This window comes from Paraburkholderia sejongensis, from assembly GCF_020880815.1.
In the GTDB taxonomy this organism is placed as follows: Bacteria; Pseudomonadota; Gammaproteobacteria; order Burkholderiales; family Burkholderiaceae; genus Paraburkholderia; species Paraburkholderia sejongensis.
Genome location: NZ_JAJITD010000005.1, coordinates 90,707 through 111,741 on the forward strand (window position 1 = coordinate 90,707; position 21,035 = coordinate 111,741).

The following is a 21,035-nucleotide window of genomic DNA, read 5'->3' on the forward strand; positions in this document are numbered from 1 at the left end:
GATCGCGCGGGTTTTGACACACCCTCGGCCAGGAAGGGACGGCAGCAGCGAAGTATCAATGTCTCCAGTTCTCGGCTCTCGGCCGTTCGGGATGGGTCCCAGAAATCCCACCCTATTACACAGGTGATCTCGCGGGTGCTGATTGATTTTCAGGCTTTAGAATTCGCGCGGTTTCACCAACACTCTTCCGATTAGTGTCGCCGCGCCTCTAAGGTTTTTCGGCATCGCGCCGATATGTCGGTATGTTCATATAGATCGGAGAGGGAGATGAGTCTGTCTATCAGTCCAACGAGCGCAACGATAGTGGCGGTCTCCGATTCAAATCTCAGTTCCGTAGCGCTAAACCAGAATTCCACCGCAACAGATGGCATATCAGCGTCGTCGGTGGCATCGATGACGGCAATCGATACGCAGCAGACCTCCGATCGAGTCTCTAAATACCTGAATGCAATGACGATTAATTCGCGCACCGGGGCCGATGCGCAGGATGTCGCCACTGCGCTCGTATCGTCCATGCAGGCATTGGTACTCCAACGGCCCGACCTTGCTAACGCACAATTCGATTTCCAGTCCGACAACGGTTCGATCAAAGTCATTTCCAACAGCCTGAGCAACAGTGATAAAACCTGGCTTCAAAACCTGTTGAACAATAACGGCTCGCTCGTGCAGGCTGTCAATGTGTTTCACAATGACGCGGTGGGCGGATACTCAGCGTGGGCAGATGCGGACGGCACTCCCCTCACCGACGCCCAATCGCGAGCGGTCAGCAAACACGCCGATGGCATGGTGAGCTTCATGCGGTTGTTTCAGCAAATGGGTAGCACGGGTGCGCAAGCGATGTTTAAAGACGGGTCGTACTATGCCCCGGACGGAGCGAAGATCGATCTGACGCAAAACACAGGTAGTGCCGTTGGGTTCCTGAGTTTTATGCACAGTGCCCAGGCGATGGCGAACGGAACCGACGAATATGTGGGCCCGGGCGGGCACTCTCTTTTCGGCGCGGCGAAGTTCAATGTGTTTGAACTGAATGCTTCTGCCGTACCGAATTTTTACCCCACCCACGCTACGTCATTAGGGGTGCATGAAACTGCCTGATTTTCCGAGCACAAAGAAACGCGGCAGTTGCGCGCCTTCGTCACAGCATGGGCGCAACACCCGCCCCATCGCAATCAGGGTCATGCGCGAGCGGTTCAAGCTTATGGCCCGTTCACCCGGTTCCATAGCTGGGAAGGCAGATCATCGCATTCCTCGACGTTTAAATACGGCGTGATAGTTGCTGACGCGAAGACGCCAGCGACCGTCGCCCGGTGGTGTCGTCCCGTATTGCCGTCCCCACCATCCACGCTATAAGCGACGCACGTTCATCCCACCATCCAGCACGTGCATCGCAAGATGCTCACTGCCGCGCCGCCATCCGCAGGCGCTCGCCCGCTTTGGTTCGCGCCGACGCGATCGACATGCCCAGGCCGAGCAACGTCAGGCACACGACGGGCACCAGCATCGGCGCGCTGGCGTTGCCCGCGACCTTTCCTACGTAAGGCATCAGGTTCTGCGCGAAGAAGCCTCCGAGATTGCCAATCGAATTGATCGCCGCGATGCTGGCAGCCGCGCGGGCGCCCGTGAAATATCGCGGGGGCAGCGACCAGAAGCATGGATAGAGCAGCGGAATGCATGCGCCGCCCAGCACGAGCGCGGCAAACTGCAACGGCAGGCCCGGCAGCACGAGACTTAGCGCGAAGCCGATCACGCCGACGCCCGCAACCATCGCCATCGCGCTGAGCACCACACCCTCGCGTTTCAGCTTCGCCGGCAGCCACAGCAGAAGCAGCGCGGAGAGCATCCACGGAATCATGTTAAGCAGACCGTTGAGCGACGAATGCGAGACGCCGCCGCTTTTCAGCAGCGTCGGCAACCAGTACGTCACGCCATAGAGCGACGTGGACATCAGCATGTAGCCGCACGCGAACATCAGCACGCGTTTGTCGACGAGCGCCCGCCACGGATGCCCGGCGGCCGCGTCCGCCGGCGCCTCGCGCCGCAGCGCCGCGATCATCACAGCCTTTTCGTCGTTCGACAGGAACGACGCGCGTTCGACGGACTCAGGCAGAAAGCGCAACGCAACAAGTGCGACGACGACGGCAGGTATCCCCGTTGCCACGAATACCCATTGCCAGCCGGCGAGACCCAGATTGCCGTCCAGCGACAACAGCAAGCCGCCCGCGAGCGAGCCGAGCATGTTGGCAAGCGCGCTGCCGAGCGTGAAGAAGCCAAGCATGCGGGTGCGATGACTCTGCGGAAACCAGAGCGTCAAATAGAAGATCACGCCCGGATAGAAGCCGGCTTCGGCGACCCCCAGCGCGAACCGGAACACATAGAAGAGTCCCGTTGAATGGGTGAATGCCATCGCCACGGTAATGGCGCCCCAGGTCGCCATGATCCGCGCGAGCCAAAGGCGAGCGCCGAAACGATGCAGCGCAAGCGTGCTCGGCACCTCGAACAGCAGGTAGCCGATAAAAAAGAGCGACGCGCCCAGACCATATGACGCTTCCGACATGCCGAGCGCGTGCACCATCTGCAGCTTGGCAAAGCCGACGTTCTGCCGATCGATAAAGGCGATCAGGAACATCACGATCAACAGCGGCATCAGCCGCCACGCGACCTTTTTCACAACGGCCTGCTCGGCGATCAGGGGTTGGCTCACAATCATTCTCCGGTCAAAAATTCATATATATGTTTCGCTGAATCCAGTTTTGAGACAATGCGTACAAACCCTTTTCACCCATTTAAAATGGCCATGTACGGGTTATTACCGATCCGTCACCGACCGTGAGTATGAAATCATCTATATGAATGTGATGGAGACTACGATGCCTGCCGATGACCGTCTGCCCCGTTACCAGCGTTTGCGCGACGAAATGGTCGCTCTGATCGCGGCCCGTCATTGGCGGCCGGGCGAAGCGATCCCTACCGAGCAGGCGCTCGCCAAAAGCTACGACGTGGCGGTCGGCACGGTTCGCAAGGCCGTCGATCTGCTCGTCGCGGAAGGCCTGCTGGAACGCTTTCAGGGCCGAGGGACCTTCGTGCGCCGCGCGAGCTTCGACAGCTCCCTGTTTCGTTTCTTCCGCTTCCAGACCCGGCAAGGTGAACGACGCATTCCGGAGAGCCGCATCTTGCGACGCGAGGTCGTCGATGCGCCGTCGGCTGTCGCCGCGACCTTGCAGATTTCGACTAGCGCGCGCGTGATCCAGATGACTCGCCTGCGGCTGATCGACGGCGTGCCGATGCTCGCTGAAGAAATCTGGCTGCCCTATGTCCGTTTTGCCGCGTTTGCGCAGATGGACCTGAATGAAGTCGGTGACCTGCTGTACCCGGTGTACGAGGCGCAATGCAATCAGGTCGTGGCGTCCGCCACGGAAACGCTGACCGTCGAAGCGATTGGCCCGTTGCATGCACGGCTGTTGCGCATCGAACCGGGCACGCCGGCCGTCGTCATCGAGCGACTTGCATACGGCTACGACAGACAGCCGCTCGAATGGCGCCGCTCACGCGGGCCGGCCAGCGAATTCATCTATCAGGCCGAGATCCGCTAGCGATCGCGCGCCCTCACAAACAAGTCGTTCCCACGCAGGAACGACGATCTGGAGACAGCAATGTTCAAGTGGTTCAGCCAGATTTCGGGCAATGAACGCCGGACGTTCTGGGCGTGCTTCGGCGGATGGGCGCTAGATTCGCTCGATGTGCAGATGTTCAGCCTCGTGATTCCGGCGATCATCGCCGAGTGGTCGATCAACCGCACGCAAGCGGGGCTCGTCAGCGGCGTCACGCTGGTGGCGTCGGCGCTGGGTGGCTGGATCGCGGGCATGATGTCGGACCGGCTGGGGCGCGTAAAGACGCTGCAATGGACCGTCGCGTTTTTTTCCGTATTCACGTTCCTGTGCGCGTTCGCGCAGAACTATCCCCAGTTCCTCGTGCTGAAGACGCTACAGGGATTTGGCTTCGGCGGAGAATGGGCGGCGGGCGCCGTGCTGATGGCCGAGACGATCCGCAACGAGCACCGCGGCAAGGCGATGGGCAGCGTGCAGAGCGCATGGGCAGTCGGCTGGGGCGCAGCGGTGCTGCTGTATGCGTTGATGTTCTCGCTGCTGCCCGCCAATACCGCGTGGCGCGTGATGTTCGGAGTCGGCGTCGTCCCGGCGCTTCTGATTCTGTACGTCCGACGCAACGTGCAGGAGCCTGCCGCGCCGGTCCGCGCGACGCGCGATGCGCGGGCGGGTCAGCAACAGCAGACGCCCGGCGTTGTCGTCGGCATCTTTTCTCCGCAAGTGCTGCGCATGACGCTGATCGGCGCACTGCTCGGCGTGGGTGCGCATGGCGGCTACTACGCGCTGATGACGTGGCTGCCGACCTATCTGAAAAGCGAGCGCCATCTGTCGGTGTTGAGTACCGGCGGCTACCTCGCGGTCGTGATCGTCGCGTTCTTTTGCGGGTGCCTCGTGAGTGCGCAGCTGCTGGATCGCATCGGACGCCGCAAGACCATACTCACGTTTGCGATCTGCTGCGTGATCACGGTGCTCGCCTATCTGTTTCTACCGCTCGGCAATGCCGCGATGCTGTTCCTCGGTTTTCCGCTGGGCTTTTTTGCAGCAGGCATTCCGGCAAGCATGGGCGCGCTGTTCAACGAGCTGTACCCGCGCGGGATGCGTGGCACGGGCGTCGGGTTTTGCTACAACTTCGGTCGCGTCGTGTCGGCGGGATTTCCGGTGCTGGTCGGGCACATGTCCGCGACCATGTCGCTTGGCACGGCGATCGGCATCGATGCGGGACTCGCGTACTCGATCGTCGTGTTGTCCGTGCTGATGCTGCCCGAGACACGGGGCCGTACGCTGGGTGAAACCACGCTCGAACCCGAACACACCGGCGCGCTTTCTCACGCGCAAAGGCATTGACGCATTGACGCATTGACGCGCGAGGTACTCGCCGTAACCGCGCAAGACTGGTGATGAAGGAACGTCCATGATGGAGAAGTCGGCGATAGAGGCGAGTCACCGGCAGGCTGTGTATCGTCCAGCCTACATCGCAGCTGTCGATACGCATGCTCATGTATTCGAGCGCGGCCTGCCGCTCGCCCGGAAGCGTCGCTATGTGCCCGAGTACGACGCCACGCTCGACGCATACCTGGCCCAACTGAACACGCACGGCGTATCGCACGGCGTGCTGGTGCAGCCCAGCTTTCTCGGCACCGATTGCAGCTATCTCCTCGATGCCTTGCGCCGCGCGCCGCAGCGACTACGCGGTGTCGCGGTGATCGAGCGTGATTGTCGGATCGACACGCTGACGGCAATGGCGAATGCGGGCATTGCGGGGATTCGGCTGAACCTGATCGGACATGCCGATCAGCCGCTCGACAGATGGGTGAGCGCGCAAACGCTCGCCGATGTCCGCGATCTGAAATGGCATGTCGAAGTGCATGCGGAAGCTGCGCGGCTGCCGGGCATCGTCGAACCGCTTCTGGACGCGGGCATGAATGTCGTCGTCGATCATTTCGGCAGGCCCGATCCGGATATCGGTGTAAAAGACGCGGGCCTTCGCCGTCTTCTGGAACTCGCCGACACGCGGCGTGTGTGGGTGAAGATATCGGCCGCGTACCGGAATCGACGGCAGCTTCGCGCGGATGACCATGACGCGCATCAGGCGTTTCATTTTCTGAAAGAGGCCTTCGGCGTGCATCGCCTTATGTGGGGCAGCGACTGGCCGCATACGCAGTTCGAGGCGGACGAGGACTTCGGCCAAGCGCTCGAACTTTTGCGTGCACTGGTTCCGGTTGAAGAAGAGCGTCGGGTTGTGCTGGCGGACACGCCTGCGAGACTTTACGGGTTCGACGTTGCGTGATTCGCATCGCGCAGCTTCTATCGCCAGCCGACTCGCTCCACCGGCAATCGGCCACTACACCTGCCGCGCGCCGTGACGAGCCAATGGATTGCAGATGTAGCGGACTGCGTAGTCAGCAATAGGCGAATAGGGAACCAGACAGAGACTGGACAGCATCAGCGTGCCGACCTTCTTCCTTAGACTCCAGAATGGATTTGCCAGGATCGCGTGAAAGTAGGCATGCGAGTCGCTGAACATCCAGCGCCATCGGGTCGTCAATGGCGCCTGATAGACACTTGCACAAAAAATGGCTCTTTCATGCGCAAAATCGTAGAAGTTGGATGGCAATTGCATGCCCAGGCGGTGGGACGCGACTTCGCGCAGGATTGCCCACCGCGACGTAACGGCTCTGGGAGCCTTCTCGGGCTGATCGGAGTTGGCGAACGATACGCCTCGCGCTGAGGATTGAGACACCCGATACCCGCCGAGCGACATCGGTATGTTCGAGACTGGCCCGACGAGGGCGGCTCCATAGATCGCGTAAAAATCTGCGCCATACCGGTTTTCGGCCGTCTCCGGAACGGGGAACACTTTTCTTAGTGCAGTGACGCTATACGCGTTCCCGGAAGCGGGGGGAGACGGATAGAGCCATCCGTCCAGCAGGAGTTTTCCGCAGTCACCGTCGATGCCGGAATTAGGCACATAAACGCCTGTGCATCTGCTCGTGTGGTCGATGATGTCCAGCCGGAACTGAACCTTCGCAGGATTTGCCGTATTAAAGCGCTGCATCACTTCGGTCACGGCGCCCGGATAGAGCACGTCGTCGGCGTCCAGGAACAACACGTATTCCGACCTCACGAGATGAAGACCCAGGTTGTACGCGGACACCTGCCCGCCGTTGCCTTTGAAGATAGATGTTATGCGTGATCCGTAACCCTCCATGATTGCGCGAGACCCGTCCGTCGATCCGTCGTCGATCACGATCACGCGAGTATTTGCATAGTCCTGCGCGAGCGCCGAATTGACCGCCTCCGCGAGGAATCGCTCGTGGTTGTAATTGCAGATCACAATGGTCATTTCTTTCATAACGACCCACGCAAAACAGTAAATTTCGACTTTTTGGGCTGCGTCCGATCAAATGAAACGGCGCCGGATGAGTTTGCTCGCAATGTCCTTGGGTGCGATCAAGGTGGCGACGCTCCACCCCGCGATCAGAATGCGAAAGGCGGGACGCTCGAAACTTTCACGAAATGGAATCGACAACGCATCGCGCAGCGCGCGAATCCGGCTGTCGCCGGGTAATGGATGCTGATCTGGTGTCAGCCGCAGCGATGCAACTCGCAACTGCAACAGATGCGGCGCTGAAAACAGAGTGCTAAGCGGCGGTGGCGGTAGGCCCATCATTTCGCATGCTTCACACGCTGCATTGTGGCGCTTTAGTGCGCGCGTGATCTCGCGCCCAAAATTGCTGACATTCGCACTCATCGCGCTATCGTTCGCGCCGTGCATGCGATACAGAACAAGAGGGGCTGCAATTGTTTCGACGTCGCCCATATAGGGGGCCATCGCAATGCAAGTCGAATCCGTAAATGAATCGTAGTTCTCACCCAGAGGAAAAATTCTTTCGAGGAAGGTTCGCGCGTAGGCGTTTCCAGAGCCAGGCGGGGTGGGATACTCCGCAATTCTGTAAGCCCAGTTGCGAATGGCTTCCGACGACAGTTTCGGTGGAACGTTCGGTATCACGTTTCGAAGCTTTGGAATGGCGCTGTGTAAAGGACGCCCCTGTGCATCGACCCGCTCCATCAGAACCTGCACCTTGCTCAGGCCAGGTCGCCATACTGAAGCGATCGAGCGCAGTGCGCCTGGCACTAGCACGTCGTCCGCATCGAGGAAGATCACGACGTCGCCCGCGCTCCGCTCGAAGCCTACGTTGTTCGCTTCCCGCTGGCCGCCGTTCTTTTTGAAGATGGCCGTGATTTTTTCGCCATAAGAACGTATCACCTCCGCGGAGTCATCGGTCGAACCGTCGTCCACGACGATGACTTCCCTATTCGGCCAATCCTGTGCCAGAGCGCTATCAATGGCCTGGCGAACAAAGCGCCCGTAATTGTAGTTCGCAATGACAACAGAGAAAAACAGTCGATCGCGCTCTGCGAGAGATTCGTTGTATCGGACTTTCATCAGGTACCTCCGGTCTGGTTCATATGGGCGCACCCATTCCACCTCGACACCGATTCATGTATTCCTTCCGCCATGGCGATAAGCGGACGGCTCGATTCTATGTAGTCATCTCATGCAACTCGATGGATCCTCCGTGCCGTGACGCGGCGACGCGATGCTGAAAGAACTATCCCGATCGCTGTCCAGCTCGAACCCTGTCGAGCGAAGTTTGCTGTTGTCGAGTCTACAAAGAGCCATTGGAATGCGTCGGGAAATGCAACGGCTTAGCGCTAGCCCCTTCAATAGATCGAAAGCGAGAGGCACCTGCAGGAGCGCTTTATGGCCAACGCGATGATAAAAATTTTTGTAGCTGGGAGAAGCTGTGTCCGCAATATTGTACGCATCGATTCCATTCGTGCTGCTGCCACGAAGAGCAACTTGCAGCAAATGCACGACGGCCATCGCAACGTTATGCGGGGAGATGTAATGGTTGTTCCGGTACATCTCCATGATCCTGTCAGGCCGCCCGCTCGCGAGGGAGCGCTGAAGAGAGCGTTGTGCCATGGCAATTCTGTAAACATCGACATGCAGATGCGGAGCGTACTTTTCCAGTACTCTTTCCGCTTCCCGCTTGCTGCGCGCGTAATCACGCATGGCGCCGCTTTCAAAATACTGTTTTTCGATCGGGATGTCGGGATTTATCAAAGGGTCACTCTCCGTCACCAGTCGTTTGGTTGGAGACCCATAGACCACCATTGAACTCGCGTGACCGAAGTACTCGATCCCGTGTCGCACGCACGCTCGCACAAGCCGTTCAAGATTGACTTCGTTGGTCACATGCATGTCCGGCGCGCCCGGACCAGTTGCCGCCAGGTGGATTACAGCGCTGACACCATTGAGCAGGCTGTCGAAAGTGGCGTCGACCATATCCACTTTTGAAAAATCCGCATGTACCCACTCGACACGGCTCTCGTTCGGTAGCTTCAAATGGAATTGGCCCCTGACGCGATAGCCCTGCACAAGCAGTTGTTCAACAATAGACGTTCCGAGGTTGCCCGTTGCTCCCGTGACGAGCACGAGGGGACGGCTTCCGTTTTCGCAAAACGCGCTTTTGAATTGCGCAAGCCGCCGTGACGCAAAGCGTTCTCTCAGATGATCCGCGAGGCGCATTGACAGCGCCATTGTCATCACGGCGTGATTCGCAGCACCGCTGGTCGGGAAAACGGAACTGCCGGCTACGTAAAGCCCGTTCATTCCGTGGACCTGAGAAGTCGGGTCCACGACACTTGATGCAACGTCCACGCCCATCCGCGTGGTGCCCGAAAAGCGCCCGATATTGTGCGGGACGATCTTCGCACCGTCGCTCGCCGCAAGCGCCGGTGACAGGCGGAAATCGCTGAATCCGGCAACCGTGAGTTCGCGCGCCAACAACGATCCTAGCGTCGATAGACCGTATCGCACCTGATCACCGACATCCCAGGTCACCTTTGCTTTGGGCAACCCGAAGCGGTCGCAATGGCTGGAAAGCGTGACCCGATTTTCCGGCAATGGCGGCTGCTCGCAGACAACGTCCAGATCGACTTTTTCGATTTTTCTCGCGGGACTGCGGATACGGTTACGGTCCGCAGATGTCGGGTGCAGCAGCGCCGTCGGGTGGGCGAGCCAACCACGCAGCCACGCCGGCGCTTGCGGGTGCTCCAGCAACATCCGCCCAACATGAGTCGTCGCAAGCCCAGGCCGTGCGCTTGCCGCCAGCAAGTCAGCTGCCCGGCGTTCGCGTTGGCCTTTTAACAGCCTGTCCAGGGCTCGGACAGGATCATCTGCGCCGTGGTGCACGGTCGCGTAGACGGTCATATTGGTGAGACGCCACTGATCCTGCACGTTTGGCTTTATCGATAATCCATACGAGTAAATAAACGCACGACGATCAGCAAACAGCGTAAAGGCGCTAAAGGCCGATGCCACCCGGCTCTTTGACGGGCCGTAGAAACTTCCCAGCGTCACGCTCGGGCGATCCATAAGGTAGCGGCCGACCACGTCCTGCCGATTACCTGGTGCGGCCCCTGTGCGATCCCGTGAAAGAAGAAGCAAGCGTGCGTTCTCCACTGCGCCAGCGGCAAGCACGACGTACCCGGCATCGAGCAAGCAATGATTTTTTCCGGATACCGAAGACACAACACCAACCCCGGTGACATTGCGATCGCCGCACTTTATCGACGTCGCTGTCGCGTTAAAAAGAACCGTGACATCCGGATGGTTTTCGCTGCGGAATTTATTCCACAATCTCGCCGCATCAGTCATATCCGCTGTCGATGGCGCTTTTTGATTAAAAGCGGGAGAGAAAGAGTCCAGGCCTTCGATCACCGACGGCACTTGTTGCCCGGTAGTCTTCCATATCCGGTTACTCGCCAGTAATGGCCCACCGTCCAGTCGCCGCACTGCTCGCGCGCAGTAATGTGCGAGTGTGTCCATGTCTAACGGCCACCCTGATCCGGGCACCCAATCGCGCTGAGCCAGGTCGATAGGACCGAATTGCGCCAACTCGTCCGCGCGCGCCGTTGCGGAGTCGCCGGATGCGCCAATGTCATCTTGCAGCTCTGTCGCATCACGTGCTTTCTCATGGGTTGTTTCGTCCCAATTTCCGCTTTCGACGATCAGCAGGCGCAGGCCCTGGCCCGATAGCTCGCGAGCCAAAGTCAGTCCGGCAACACCCGACCCAATGATCAACAGATCAAACGCTGTCCCAACTATTCCTGCGCCGCTGTAGCGCTCAAAATCGATGTAACAACTCATGAGCCTTTCCTCGTGCAGTTCTGGACCGAACCTTGGCAGCCCTTAAAGCGAGAGGACTCCCCATTCGTCCCTAATGCACTATCGCTATCCAACGATGGCTGACGCGCCTCGCAACCAAGTCGTGCCGCCGCACGCCCCAACGGGCGCGATCGACGTTAGATCTACATGGTGCATCGGCTGTGCTAGCGGCGATTGAAGCGTCTTACCACGCAATAAAATATCCAGGGATGGATCTTGAGCATGGTCATCACGATGGAAAGCTTCAGATGCCGATCCGCAAACATGCCGAGCAGGTGCTTTACGCGCAGCTTCTCCGATACGCTCCTGAGAATGGGGCTGGCGAGGTAGTACGTCGGCGCTGTGATCGCGGTCTGAAACGCGATCGCGCGGTACGCCCACGCGTATTTAAGCCGGAAAAAAAGGCGTTTGTGGTCAGCGATCGGCAGGGATGCGGTACTCTTTTCCACGCGATCCATGATCGAGAAAAGATCGACGACCTGAGGGTTGAAACGTCTGGAAATGCCGGATTCGCGGACCATGTATGAATAGAGCCTGTCCGGAATGAGGCGAACGACCTTTGCGTTGGCGAGCGTTTGCACCGACACGCAAATGTCTTCGAAAATGAGACCGCACGGATGCTCGGCTGCGACGAAGATTTCCCGGCGCACAAGCTTGTTCCAGCAAAAGGCTGACAGCTTGAGTTCGAGGACTTTTTGCACGGCTTCCACGCCAGTGATGACGCCGTCGCCGGATTCGATTTCGGGCAACGCGGTGCCGTCTGGATAGATGCGCTCCGCAGCGAAATTGACGATGTCGGCGTCGTGCTGTTGCGCCTCACGCAGCACGGTGCGAACCAGATCCGGATGGACACAGTCGTCGCTGTCAACGCACAGCACGTAATCGCCACGCGCTTCCAATGCCGCAATTTTGCGCGTTTCGGCGAGCCCTTTATTTTCAATGTTTCTGACGAGCTTCCAGGGAATGCGACTCTGTTGCGCCAGAACCCGGGCTGCAACTTCACCGGAGCGATCGGGGCTGCAGTCGTCGACCGCGATGATTTCAAAGTCGGTGCACGATTGCGCCAGCAGCGAGTCGAGACAGTGCTCGACGTAGTCCTCGACGTTATACATAGGCAGCAAAACGCTGATTTTCGGTGCGGCCATAAACATTGCTCCTGCAAGTCAAAAATCGTTGCTTCGCGAGAAATTAACTTTTCACGAACGATGCTGTTGGAGCAAACCGGACCGACGTAAAGTGTCGGCCGTCTGGATCAGCCAGGACCGCCACGAATCGAAATAAACAGACGAATAAGCGCGCCTGCGCTGGCGCCGCGCGATCGCGGCGACGTCACGACCATTACGCCACGAAAGGAAGCACTTCGAAGCACTTTGTATATGGCGCTCTGCACCCTTACTTTATAAATCGGCACAAATGGGTTAGGTATTGGCGCATTCCGCCGCGTCGCGGTTCACCCCGCGGACGCTCGTATTTGTATGAAGGTTACGGGCTTTCCCGGTGTTGAATAGGAGAGCCAACTTACGATTGCCCGCGTTGCGTCACACGGCTCTATTCGCGCATTAGTGAAGTTCGCAACAAAGCCCGGCCTGTTCGCGCCAATCAAAACGAAGCTGGGAGATCGAAGTCGATGACGACCGCCCGCGACGGGCCTTGGCCGCGCCGCTGGACCGGGCTTGTGAAGCCGCTGGAATCGACTTCAGCCCATGCGGCAAAGTGGTGGGAGTAAGTGAATACGACGTACGGGTCGCACTGAGTTCGCGCAGTGACGAGGATCGAGAACGCCCGGTAATTGCGCCGACTATTTCGTCGGTGTTTGGTCGCGGCAACGAAAAGAGCGTGGGGGCACGCCCTTCGCGCATGCCGGCATAGACCTGCTCCGCTCAGGCGGCGGTGCGTTCGAGGTACGGTTCGGCTGCATTGGCTCGTGCGCGCGCCACGCGGTGAAAGCGTTTGTCGCCTGACGCCTCAAGCAAACGTATCAACCAATCCCACCGACCGCTGCGTAGCTGCAGCACTCACAACGGTATCGTCAGCGTCCGAAGCACCACCATCGGCAGCAAACCCACGCGCGCGCCCTGAGCCAGAACCGGACCCCGACCCCGCCCCAGTCCCGGCATTCTGCTGCTGCCCGCTCTGCCGCGCGAACCCATCACTGACGCTAGCGCTTCCCAACCCGATCCCGTTCGACTCCATCGCCTCGCGCAACTTCGGCAGCGCCGCCTCGACCGCCTCCCGCACCGATTGATGCTGGGAAACAAACAGCGCATGCGCATGGTTGTCGGCCACCTGCAACACCACCTGTAACGGCCCGAGATCCTTCGGGTTCAACGTCAGCTCCGCGCTTTGCGAATGCGCGTTCGACAGGAACACCACCTTCTGGCTCAACGCCTCTTCCCAGTCGCTGGTGCCGACCTGCGGGCCCAACGCGTTCGATGCCGCCTGCGCCGCGCCCGCGTTGCCGGTGCTCTGCGCCGCCGCGGTCGTGCTCGCGGCGTTCGCCGCCGCCTGGGTCGCGGCCAGTTCGGCGCTGGCCGAGTCGGCCGCGCTGCGCGCCGCGGCCAGCGTGTCCGCCTGGCCGCTGCTGGCCGCTGCCGCCGTCAACGCATCGGCGGTCGCTTTCGCCGTCGACGGATCGGTCAGCGCGGTCGCCGCGGCCGTGGCCGTCGTCGTCGCGTGGCTCGCGCCGCCCTTCGCGTCGCCGAACAGGCCGCTCGTCAGTGTCTTGCCGTCCGAGCCGCCGCTCAGGCCGCCGCTGCTGGACCCGCCGCTGTTCAGCCCACTCTTACCGCTCGCGAGGCCGCTCGCCGTCGTCGCGGCTTTGGTCGCGGCACCGGCCGCCAGCGCCTGCGCGGGCACCGCTCCCTGGCCGCCCGACAACGCCGCCAGCGCCGTGTGCAACGCATCCTGCAGCGTCGTCGGATCGACCGCGCCCTTGCCGCTCGCCGCGCTCCCGGCCAGCGCATCGGCCACACCGCCCGCCACGGTGCTCAGCGCATCGGTGGCGGCGTCGGTGAGGTCGGTCGTGCCGGTGCTATTCGTCTCCGCGCCGTTCGCGGCGGCCTGGGCTTGCGCCTGCGCGGCGGCGGCCGCGGCAGCCAGCGCACCGGCATCGCTCTGCGCTTTGGCGTCGGTCTGCTTCGCCTGCGCGCTGTGCGCCGCGTGCCGCGCATACGCGGTCGCGGCAGCGGGCCTCGCCGTGCCCGACGACGTCGCGCCGCTGCTCTGTTTGCTGTTCGCGCTATCAGACGCCGACGGAGCCTTCGCCATATCGTGCACGCTCGAACCCGAACCCGAGCCCGAACCTGAACCCGAGCCCGAAGCCGAACCCGAACGCGAAGCAGCCGCCGCCGCCCGCGCCGCCGCCGAACCCGCGTCCACGCTCGCGCTCTGCGCGCCCGCGCTGTTCTGCTGGTCGATGCTCTGCTGCAAGGTCTGCGCGAACGGTATCGCGTTGGCTGCGGCGCTGACGGCCGCGCCGTTCGATGAATCGCCGCCCGCGCCAACCAGCGAACTCAGCTGCGAGCCGATCTGTGAAAGAGGGGACATAAGGAATCCTGCCAATCTGGGAAACGGGTGGGTCCGCACGCACGCGGCTGTGCGCCGCGCGCCGGTCCCATGAGTTGTTACGCGCCCTCGGCGCGCATGCGCAACACGCGCGCCGCGAATTCGTCGGCGTCGCGCTGCTCGCGACGCGCGGTGACTTTGGCCTCGGCCGCCTCGCCACGCGCCTGCAGCACTTCATACGAACCGAGCTTCTGCTTCTGACGCTGCCATTCGGGCTTCGCGGCTTCGAGCCGCGCGTTCGCGTTCACCAGCAGATTGCGCTGCTGTTCGATCGCGGAATCGAGCGTGTCGATAAAGGCCTGGAAGTTGCGCATATTGCCGGCCGGCATGCCCGACTGCGCACTCTCGGTAAACCGCGCGTGATACTCGTCGCGGTACTGCACCAGCGCGTCGAGCTGCGCGGCCACGTCGTTGCGCTCGCGCTGCGCGCGGCCCAGGCGCTGCGCGGCGGCGTCGACGTCGTCCTGCGCGAGACCGATCAGCGTCTTGATCGGGAAATGTTTCGCCATCGTCAGCCTCCTCGGGCCGGTTCAGGTAAGTGTTCGAGCATAGGTCGGGCCAGCGAGCGCATGCTCACGCGAACAACGCGTTCAACATCTCGATGCTCGGTTCGAAATTCGCGCACTCGCGAAAGCCCTGTTGCAGAAACTGCTCCATCCGCGGATACAACGCGATCGCGCGATCGAGCACCGCGTCGCGCCCGCTCGAATACGCGCCAACGTTGATCAGATCGCGGTTGCGCTGGTAGCGCGACAGCATCTGCTTGAACATACGCGTTTTATTCAGGTGGTTATCGTCGATCAGCGCGGTCATTGCCCGGCTAATCGACGCTTCGATATCGATCGCCGGATAGTGGCCGGCCTCGGCGAGCGAGCGCGACAGCACGATGTGGCCGTCGAGAATCGCGCGCGCCGAATCGGCGATCGGATCCTGCTGGTCGTCGCCTTCGGTCAGCACCGTGTAGAACGCGGTGATCGAGCCGCCGCCCGCCGGCCCGTTGCCGGTGCGCTCGACGAGCGCCGGCAGCTTCGCGAACACCGACGGCGGATAGCCCTTGGTCGCCGGCGGCTCGCCCACGGCCAGCGCGATCTCGCGCTGCGCCATCGCGTAGCGGGTCAGCGAATCCATCAGCAGAAGCACGTGCTTGCCCTGGTCGCGGAAATATTCGGCGAGCGAGGTCGAATACGCGGCCGCCTGCATCCGCAACAGCGGCGACACGTCGGCCGGCGCGGCGATCACGACCGAGCGCGCCAGCCCCTCCTCGCCGAGAATCTGTTCGATGAATTCCTTCACTTCGCGGCCGCGTTCGCCGATCAGCCCGATCACGATCACCTCGGCGCTGGTATAGCGCGCCATCGTGCCGAGCAGCACCGATTTGCCGACGCCCGAGCCGGCAAACAGGCCCATCCGCTGGCCGCGGCCGACAGTGAGCAGCGCGTTGATCGCGCGCACGCCGACGTCGAGCACCTTGTGGATCGGCTCGCGGTTCAGCGGATTGATGACCGGCGCCGACAGCGGCGCATCGGTGCGGGTGCCGAGCGGGCCGAGGCCGTCGAGCGGCCGGCCCGACGCGTCGAGCACGCGGCCGAGCAGCTCCCAGCCGACCGGCAGACGCTTCGCGCCGGCGAGCGGATCGTCGATCGGCGCGCTTTCGAGCGGATAGACGCGCGCGCCGGGTAACAGTCCGATCACCTCGGTGGTCGGCATCAGGAACAGTTTGTCACCCGAGAAGCCGACCACTTCGGCTTCGGCCATCGGCAGCGAACTGCCGGGCGGCAACTCGATCATCACCTCGGCGCCGACCGACAGCCGCAGGCCGACTGCTTCGAGCACCAGGCCGGCCGCGCGGGTCAGTCGCCCGCATGCGCGCAGCGGCCTGGCGATCGCGTTGCGCGCGCGCAGCGCGTCGAGCTGGCCGCGCCACGCCTCTATGTGCGGATTGGCGTCGAGCGCCGGATCGTAGGGGGCGACGGTCGGCGCATGAGTCACAGTGCGCGCCGCAGCGTCGTTGGCAGGGTTGGCGTGGCGGGCCTTGCTGGCGTGCGCGGCATTGTCCGCATGGGCTGCGCGATCGGCCTTACCAGCGTTAGCGGCTTTACCGTCGTCACCGGCGCGATCGCCGTCCCTGCGATCACCGCTGCCGCCGGCGTCGGCCGCATCGGTAAGCTCGGCAGCCGCACCACCGCGCCCTGCGGCCATCCGGCCGCGCGTCCGCGAATGCGAATGCTCCGAACCCGCCTCCTCGCTGGCCGCCGCGATCGCGTCCTCGAGTTCCGCGAGCGAGCCGTCGTCAGCCGCTTGCGCGAGCGCCTCGGCGCCGAACGACGCCAACGCGAGTTCGCGTTCGAGCGGCGTCAGATCGCTGGCGCGGATTTCTTCGAGAGTCGGCTTCACCATGTACTCACCTTGCCGAGCGCGGCCGCGACGCGCTGCCAGCGCGTCTCGATGCCCGCATCGACTTCGCCGCTGCCGGCCTGCGCGCGGCAGCCGCCGCGTTCGACCGCGGGATCCGTACGCACGGTCCAGCCGCGCGTTTGCAATTCTTCGAGCAGATACGCCTCGACCACCGGCAGATCGGCGGGACTGACGATCAGCGCCGGCGCGCCGGTCAACGCGGGTTCCGCGGCCAGCACTTCGCGCGCGGCCGCGATCAGCGCGGTCGGATCATGCTGCACGTGCTGGCGCACCACCTGTTGCGCGATGTCGAGCGCGAGCGTGACCAGCGTTTCGGAAATCGCGAACTGCGCGCCGTCGAGCGCCGCCTTGAACGTCTGCGCGAGCGCGGCGAGCTGCATCGCCTGTTCGCGCGCCTCGGCCTGGCCTTCTTCGAAACCGCGCGCATGGCCCTGGTCGTAACCGGCCTGGTAGCCGAGCGCCTGACCTGCCACGTGACCGGTCGCGACACCTTGCGCATGCGCGGCTTCGCGCATGCGTTCGAGTTCGGCTTCGAAGGCGGAGCCATCGTCGACTTCGGGTTCCGGCGGCGGAGGCGGCGGCACCGGGTCGAACGAGGCCATCTCCCAGCGCTGGTAGGCCGAGAGGCTTGCCTTCGCCGAGGAGTTCGAATCAGACATATGCGTCTTCCGCCTTGCCGCCTAGCACGATCGCGCCGCTCTCGGCGAGGTTGCGCACGATCTGCAGGATGCGGCGTTGCTGCGTTTCGACTTCGGACACCCGCACCGGGCCGCGCGCGTCGAGGTCTTCGGCGAGCAGTTCGGCCGCGCGTTGCGACATGTTCGACAGGAACTTCTGGCGCAGCGCCGGGGGCGCGCCCTTTAGCGAGATGATCAGCGCTTCGGATTCGACTTCCTTGAGCAGCAGCTGGATCGCGCGGTCTTCCAGGTCGAGCAGGTTCTCGAACACGAACATCTGGTCGATGATCTTCTGCGCGAGCTCCGCGTCGTACTGGCGCACGTTTTCGATCACGCCTTCCTCGTGGTTGCTCGACATGAAGTTCAGGATCTCGGCCGCGGTGCGGATGCCGCCCATCGGGCTGCGCTTCAGGTTGTCGCTGCCGGACAGCAGGCCGGTGAGCACGTCGTCGAGTTCGCGCAGCGCGGCCGGCTGGATGCCGTCGAGCGTCGCGATCCGCAGCAGCACGTCGTTGCGCAGCCGGTCGGTGAAGCAGGCGACGATTTCCGACGCCTGATCGCGGTCCAGATGCACGAGGATCGTCGCGATGATCTGCGGATGCTCGTTCTTGATAAGCTCGGCGACCGCCGCGGAGTCCATCCACTTCAGCCCTTCGATCCCGCTCGTATCGCTGCCCTGCAGGATCCGGTCGATGATCACGCCGGCCTTGTCGTCGCCGAGCGCCTTGGTCAGCACCGAACGGATGTACTCGTTCGAGTCGAGCGACATGCCGGTGTGCTGTTCGGCTTCCTTGACGAACTCCTGCAGCACTTCATCGACCTGTTCACGGGTCACGTTCTTCAGCGCGGCCATCGCGACGCCGATCTTCTGGACTTCGCGCGGCCCGAGGAACTTGAACACCTGCGCCGCCTCTTCCTCGCCGATCGACATCAGCAGCAGCGCGCTTTTCATCACACCTTCAGCGCTCATCGGACACCCAGTTCTTGACGACGGTTGCTACGATCTTCGGGTCCTGGCGCGCGATGCTGCGTGCGAACTCCAGGTTCTTTTCATACTTGTGCTTCGCGTTTTCGAGCGCGAGCGTCTCGGGATCGGCGTCGATCTCGACCACCGCGCCGTCGCGTTCGGCGGCCGGGATGCCGTCGAGCAGGATCGGCTCGTCCGGCGACGGCAGCGCGGCGACCGGCTCCGGCGGCGGCGGAAACGCGCGGCGCAATGCCGGCTTGACCATCACGAAATACAGGAACAGGGCCACCGCGCCGATCCCGAGGTAGGTCGCGATCTGCTTGTAGAGCGCGAGCATCTCGCGGGTGCGCCACCACGGCAGGTTCGCGTCCGGATCGATGTCGGTCGAAAACGCGCTGTTGACCACGTTGACCGAGTCGCCGCGCTGCGCGTCGAAGCCCATCGCGTCCTTCACCAGCTGGGTGATCTGCGCGAGCTTGTCGGCGCTGACCGGCTGCATCGTCACGTGACCCTTCGCGTCGGTGACCTTCATGTAGTTGACGACCACCGCGACCGACAACCGGCGAATCCCGCCCATCGGGCTGTCGATGTGGCGCACCGTTTTGTCCAGCTCGTAGTTGGTGGTCGAATCCTTGTGGTCGCTGATCGGCGTGGTGGTCACGCCGCTCGCGCCGTTGCCGGCGACGATCGGCGCCGACGCCGGCTGCGGCGGCTGGTTCGACAGCGCGCCCGGCACGCCCGACGCGCCGCCCTGCGACATTTCGGTCGCGCTGCTGGACTGCTGGCTGCGAATCGCCGCCTGCTGCGGATTGGCGTTCGGGCCGTAGTTTTCCGAGGTCTGCTCGCTATGCGAGAAGTCGATGTCGGCGCTGACCTGCGAATGGGCGTTGCCCGAGCCGAACAGCGGCGCGAGGATCGCGTCGATGCGCTGCTGGGTATTGCGTTCGATCTGCTGACGGAACTTCAGCTGGGTCGCGTCAAGACCCGTGCCGTTGCTCGGCTGGGTCAGCAGGTTGCCGTCCTGGTCGAGCACGGTCACACCCTTGGCCGGCATCTGCGGCACCGCCGACGCGATCATGTGGGTGATCGCCACCACCTGCCCTTCGTCGAGCACGCGGCCCGGATACAGCTGCACCAGCACCGACGCCGACGGCAATTCCTTGTCGCGCACGAACACGGTCGGCTTCGGGATCGCCAGATGCACGCGCGCGGATTTGACCGACGAGATCGATTCGATCGTCCGTTCGAGCTCGCCCTCGAGCGCGCGCTGATAGTTGATCTGTTCGTCGAACTGACTGATGCCGAACTTCTGGTTGTCCATCAGCTCGAAGCCGACCGAGCCGGCCTTCGGCAGACCCTGCGACGCGAGCCGCAGGCGCGTCTCGTGCACCTGCTCGGACGGCACCAGAATCGCGCCGCCGCTGTCGGATAGCTTGTACGGAATGTTCGCCTGTTGCAGCGCGGCGATGATCGAGCCGCCGTCGCGGTCCGACAGGTTGCTGTACAGCACTTTGTAGTCCGGCGCGCGCGACCACAGGTACAGGCCGGCGACTACCGCGACCAGCAGCGCGACCGCGAACACCAGCGGCGCGCGCGGGTTGCCGCGCATCTGCGCGAGGCCGGACAGACGCTGACCGAGGTTGCCGCCGATGGCGCCGAAGCCGCCGAGACCGCTGGGGTCGGCTGCGCCCGCCTGGCCGGCGGCTTGCCCGGGCGCGGGCTGCGCGCCGGCGAGCCCCATGCGGGCGTCGGGGTTGATCAACGAGTTGGCTGACGAATCCATGCGTCGGGTTTCTCCGGGGGATGCCTTGGCGTTCCGCCGTCACCGCGCGCCGGGTTCGGCGGGCGGACGGACAGAGACTTTCACCGTCGAAATTATCCGGGGCGCGGCCGCCGCCGATTGCTTGAATAGAGCCGGGTTTCCCCCCTAGTTTCGGGACTTTCGCGACGGGGCCGCTTGCTATGCTTTCGGTCAGATCGGTGCGCCTGTCCGCACGCCGGTGAATCAAACAACGGAGAAAACATGAGCATGCCCGTGAACGCGCTATCGTCCGCGCTGCAACAGATGCAGGCGATGGCGGCGCAGGCTGCCGGCGGCGCTGCCCCGGCCGCGGCGGCGGAACAGTCCGGCGCGGCCACCCCGACCGGTTTCGCGTCGGCGCTGAAAGCGTCGCTCGACAAGATCAGCAACGACCAGCAGACCGCGGTCAGCGAATCGCAGGCGTTCGAGCTGGGCTCGTCGAACGTGTCGCTGAACGACGTGATGGTCGACATGCAGAAGGCCAACATCGGCTTCCAGTTCGGCCTGCAGGTGCGCAACAAGCTGGTTTCCGCCTACAACGACATCGCGCAGATGTCGGTCTGAGCGACGTTTCGCGCGAGGCCGCCGCGCGGCATCGGTTCGCAGGCTGCCCGGCAAGTCGCCGGGCGGCCTCGCCGCGCATCGGCGCGCGCTTTCCCGCCCTCCTTACATCGGCCTAAAGCTTTGTCGCCGGCTATCCGATAACCAGCTTACAGGCCCATCGCGGCACGCATGCACGCGCGCCACGCCCATGCCACGAATCAACCGCAGT

At 62.6% G+C, this 21,035-nt stretch carries 16 protein-coding genes; 5 read left to right on the top strand and 11 right to left on the bottom strand.

Annotated elements, in window-relative coordinates; translation table 11 throughout:
- Positions 1–267: 267 nt before the first annotated feature.
- Positions 268–1,095: a hypothetical protein gene (locus tag LJ656_RS11290; RefSeq protein ID WP_230509509.1), complete on the top strand. Its 828-nt coding sequence runs from the start codon at positions 268–270 to the stop codon at positions 1,093–1,095.
- A gap of 301 nt (positions 1,096–1,396) precedes the next feature.
- Here the strand turns inward: LJ656_RS11290 and LJ656_RS11295 are convergent, their stop codons facing one another.
- A complete protein-coding gene (locus LJ656_RS11295) occupies positions 1,397–2,707 on the bottom strand; it encodes an MFS transporter (RefSeq protein WP_230509510.1) in 1,311 nt (436 codons plus the stop codon).
- A 160-nt stretch (positions 2,708–2,867) separates the two neighbouring features.
- Between LJ656_RS11295 and LJ656_RS11300 the strand changes: the two genes are divergently transcribed.
- From LJ656_RS11300 to LJ656_RS11310, 3 genes are all read left to right on the top strand, one after another.
- A complete protein-coding gene (locus LJ656_RS11300) occupies positions 2,868–3,590 on the top strand; it encodes a GntR family transcriptional regulator (protein ID WP_230509511.1) in 723 nt (240 codons plus the stop codon).
- Positions 3,591–3,650: 60 nt separating this feature from the next.
- Positions 3,651–4,946 carry an MFS transporter gene (locus LJ656_RS11305; RefSeq protein ID WP_230509512.1) on the top strand — a complete coding sequence of 432 codons (1,296 nt, stop codon included), beginning with the start codon at positions 3,651–3,653 and terminating at the stop codon, positions 4,944–4,946.
- A gap of 67 nt (positions 4,947–5,013) precedes the next feature.
- The gene (locus LJ656_RS11310) at positions 5,014–5,889 is read left to right on the top strand and encodes an amidohydrolase family protein (protein ID WP_230509513.1); all 876 of its coding nucleotides are present in this window, start codon (positions 5,014–5,016) and stop codon (positions 5,887–5,889) included.
- A 54-nt stretch (positions 5,890–5,943) separates the two neighbouring features.
- Here LJ656_RS11310 and LJ656_RS11315 read toward each other — a convergent pair whose 3' ends face one another.
- The 10 genes from LJ656_RS11315 to fliF form a co-directional block, all read right to left on the bottom strand.
- Complete coding sequence (locus LJ656_RS11315) at positions 5,944–6,954, bottom strand: glycosyltransferase family A protein (RefSeq protein WP_230509514.1); 1,011 nt, start codon at positions 6,952–6,954, stop codon at positions 5,944–5,946.
- A 48-nt stretch (positions 6,955–7,002) separates the two neighbouring features.
- Entirely contained in the window at positions 7,003–8,049 is a 1,047-nt protein-coding gene (locus LJ656_RS11320) for a glycosyltransferase family 2 protein (protein WP_230509515.1), read from the bottom strand.
- 105 nt (positions 8,050–8,154) lie between these two features.
- On the bottom strand, positions 8,155–10,821 hold the full coding sequence (locus tag LJ656_RS11325) for a GMC oxidoreductase (protein WP_230509516.1): 2,667 nt from the start codon (positions 10,819–10,821) through the stop codon (positions 8,155–8,157).
- 182 nt (positions 10,822–11,003) lie between these two features.
- Complete coding sequence (locus tag LJ656_RS11330) at positions 11,004–11,984, bottom strand: glycosyltransferase family 2 protein (RefSeq protein ID WP_230509517.1); 981 nt, start codon at positions 11,982–11,984, stop codon at positions 11,004–11,006.
- Positions 11,985–12,804: 820 nt separating this feature from the next.
- Positions 12,805–14,385, bottom strand: a complete 1,581-nt coding sequence (locus tag LJ656_RS11335; protein WP_230509518.1) for a flagellar hook-length control protein FliK — start codon at positions 14,383–14,385, stop codon at positions 12,805–12,807.
- A 77-nt stretch (positions 14,386–14,462) separates the two neighbouring features.
- Positions 14,463–14,912, bottom strand: coding sequence for a flagellar export protein FliJ (fliJ, locus tag LJ656_RS11340; RefSeq protein ID WP_230509519.1), 450 nt, complete (start codon positions 14,910–14,912; stop codon positions 14,463–14,465).
- A 64-nt stretch (positions 14,913–14,976) separates the two neighbouring features.
- A complete protein-coding gene (gene fliI / locus LJ656_RS11345; RefSeq protein ID WP_230509520.1) occupies positions 14,977–16,800 on the bottom strand; it encodes a flagellar protein export ATPase FliI in 1,824 nt (607 codons plus the stop codon).
- On the bottom strand, positions 16,794–17,477 hold the full coding sequence (gene fliH / locus LJ656_RS11350) for a flagellar assembly protein FliH (protein ID WP_230509521.1): 684 nt from the start codon (positions 17,475–17,477) through the stop codon (positions 16,794–16,796). The genes fliI and fliH overlap by 7 nt, the downstream gene beginning before the upstream one ends.
- Positions 17,470–18,465: a flagellar motor switch protein FliG gene (fliG, locus tag LJ656_RS11355; protein WP_075303379.1), complete on the bottom strand. Its 996-nt coding sequence runs from the start codon at positions 18,463–18,465 to the stop codon at positions 17,470–17,472. Before fliG ends, fliH begins: the two co-directional genes overlap by 8 nt.
- Positions 18,455–20,245: a flagellar basal-body MS-ring/collar protein FliF gene (fliF, locus tag LJ656_RS11360; protein ID WP_230509522.1), complete on the bottom strand. Its 1,791-nt coding sequence runs from the start codon at positions 20,243–20,245 to the stop codon at positions 18,455–18,457. Before fliF ends, fliG begins: the two co-directional genes overlap by 11 nt.
- A 240-nt stretch (positions 20,246–20,485) precedes the next feature.
- On the opposite strand from fliF, the gene fliE reads away from it, so the two are divergent.
- The gene (fliE, locus tag LJ656_RS11365; RefSeq protein WP_230509523.1) at positions 20,486–20,827 is read left to right on the top strand and encodes a flagellar hook-basal body complex protein FliE; all 342 of its coding nucleotides are present in this window, start codon (positions 20,486–20,488) and stop codon (positions 20,825–20,827) included.
- Positions 20,828–21,035 lie beyond the last annotated feature (208 nt).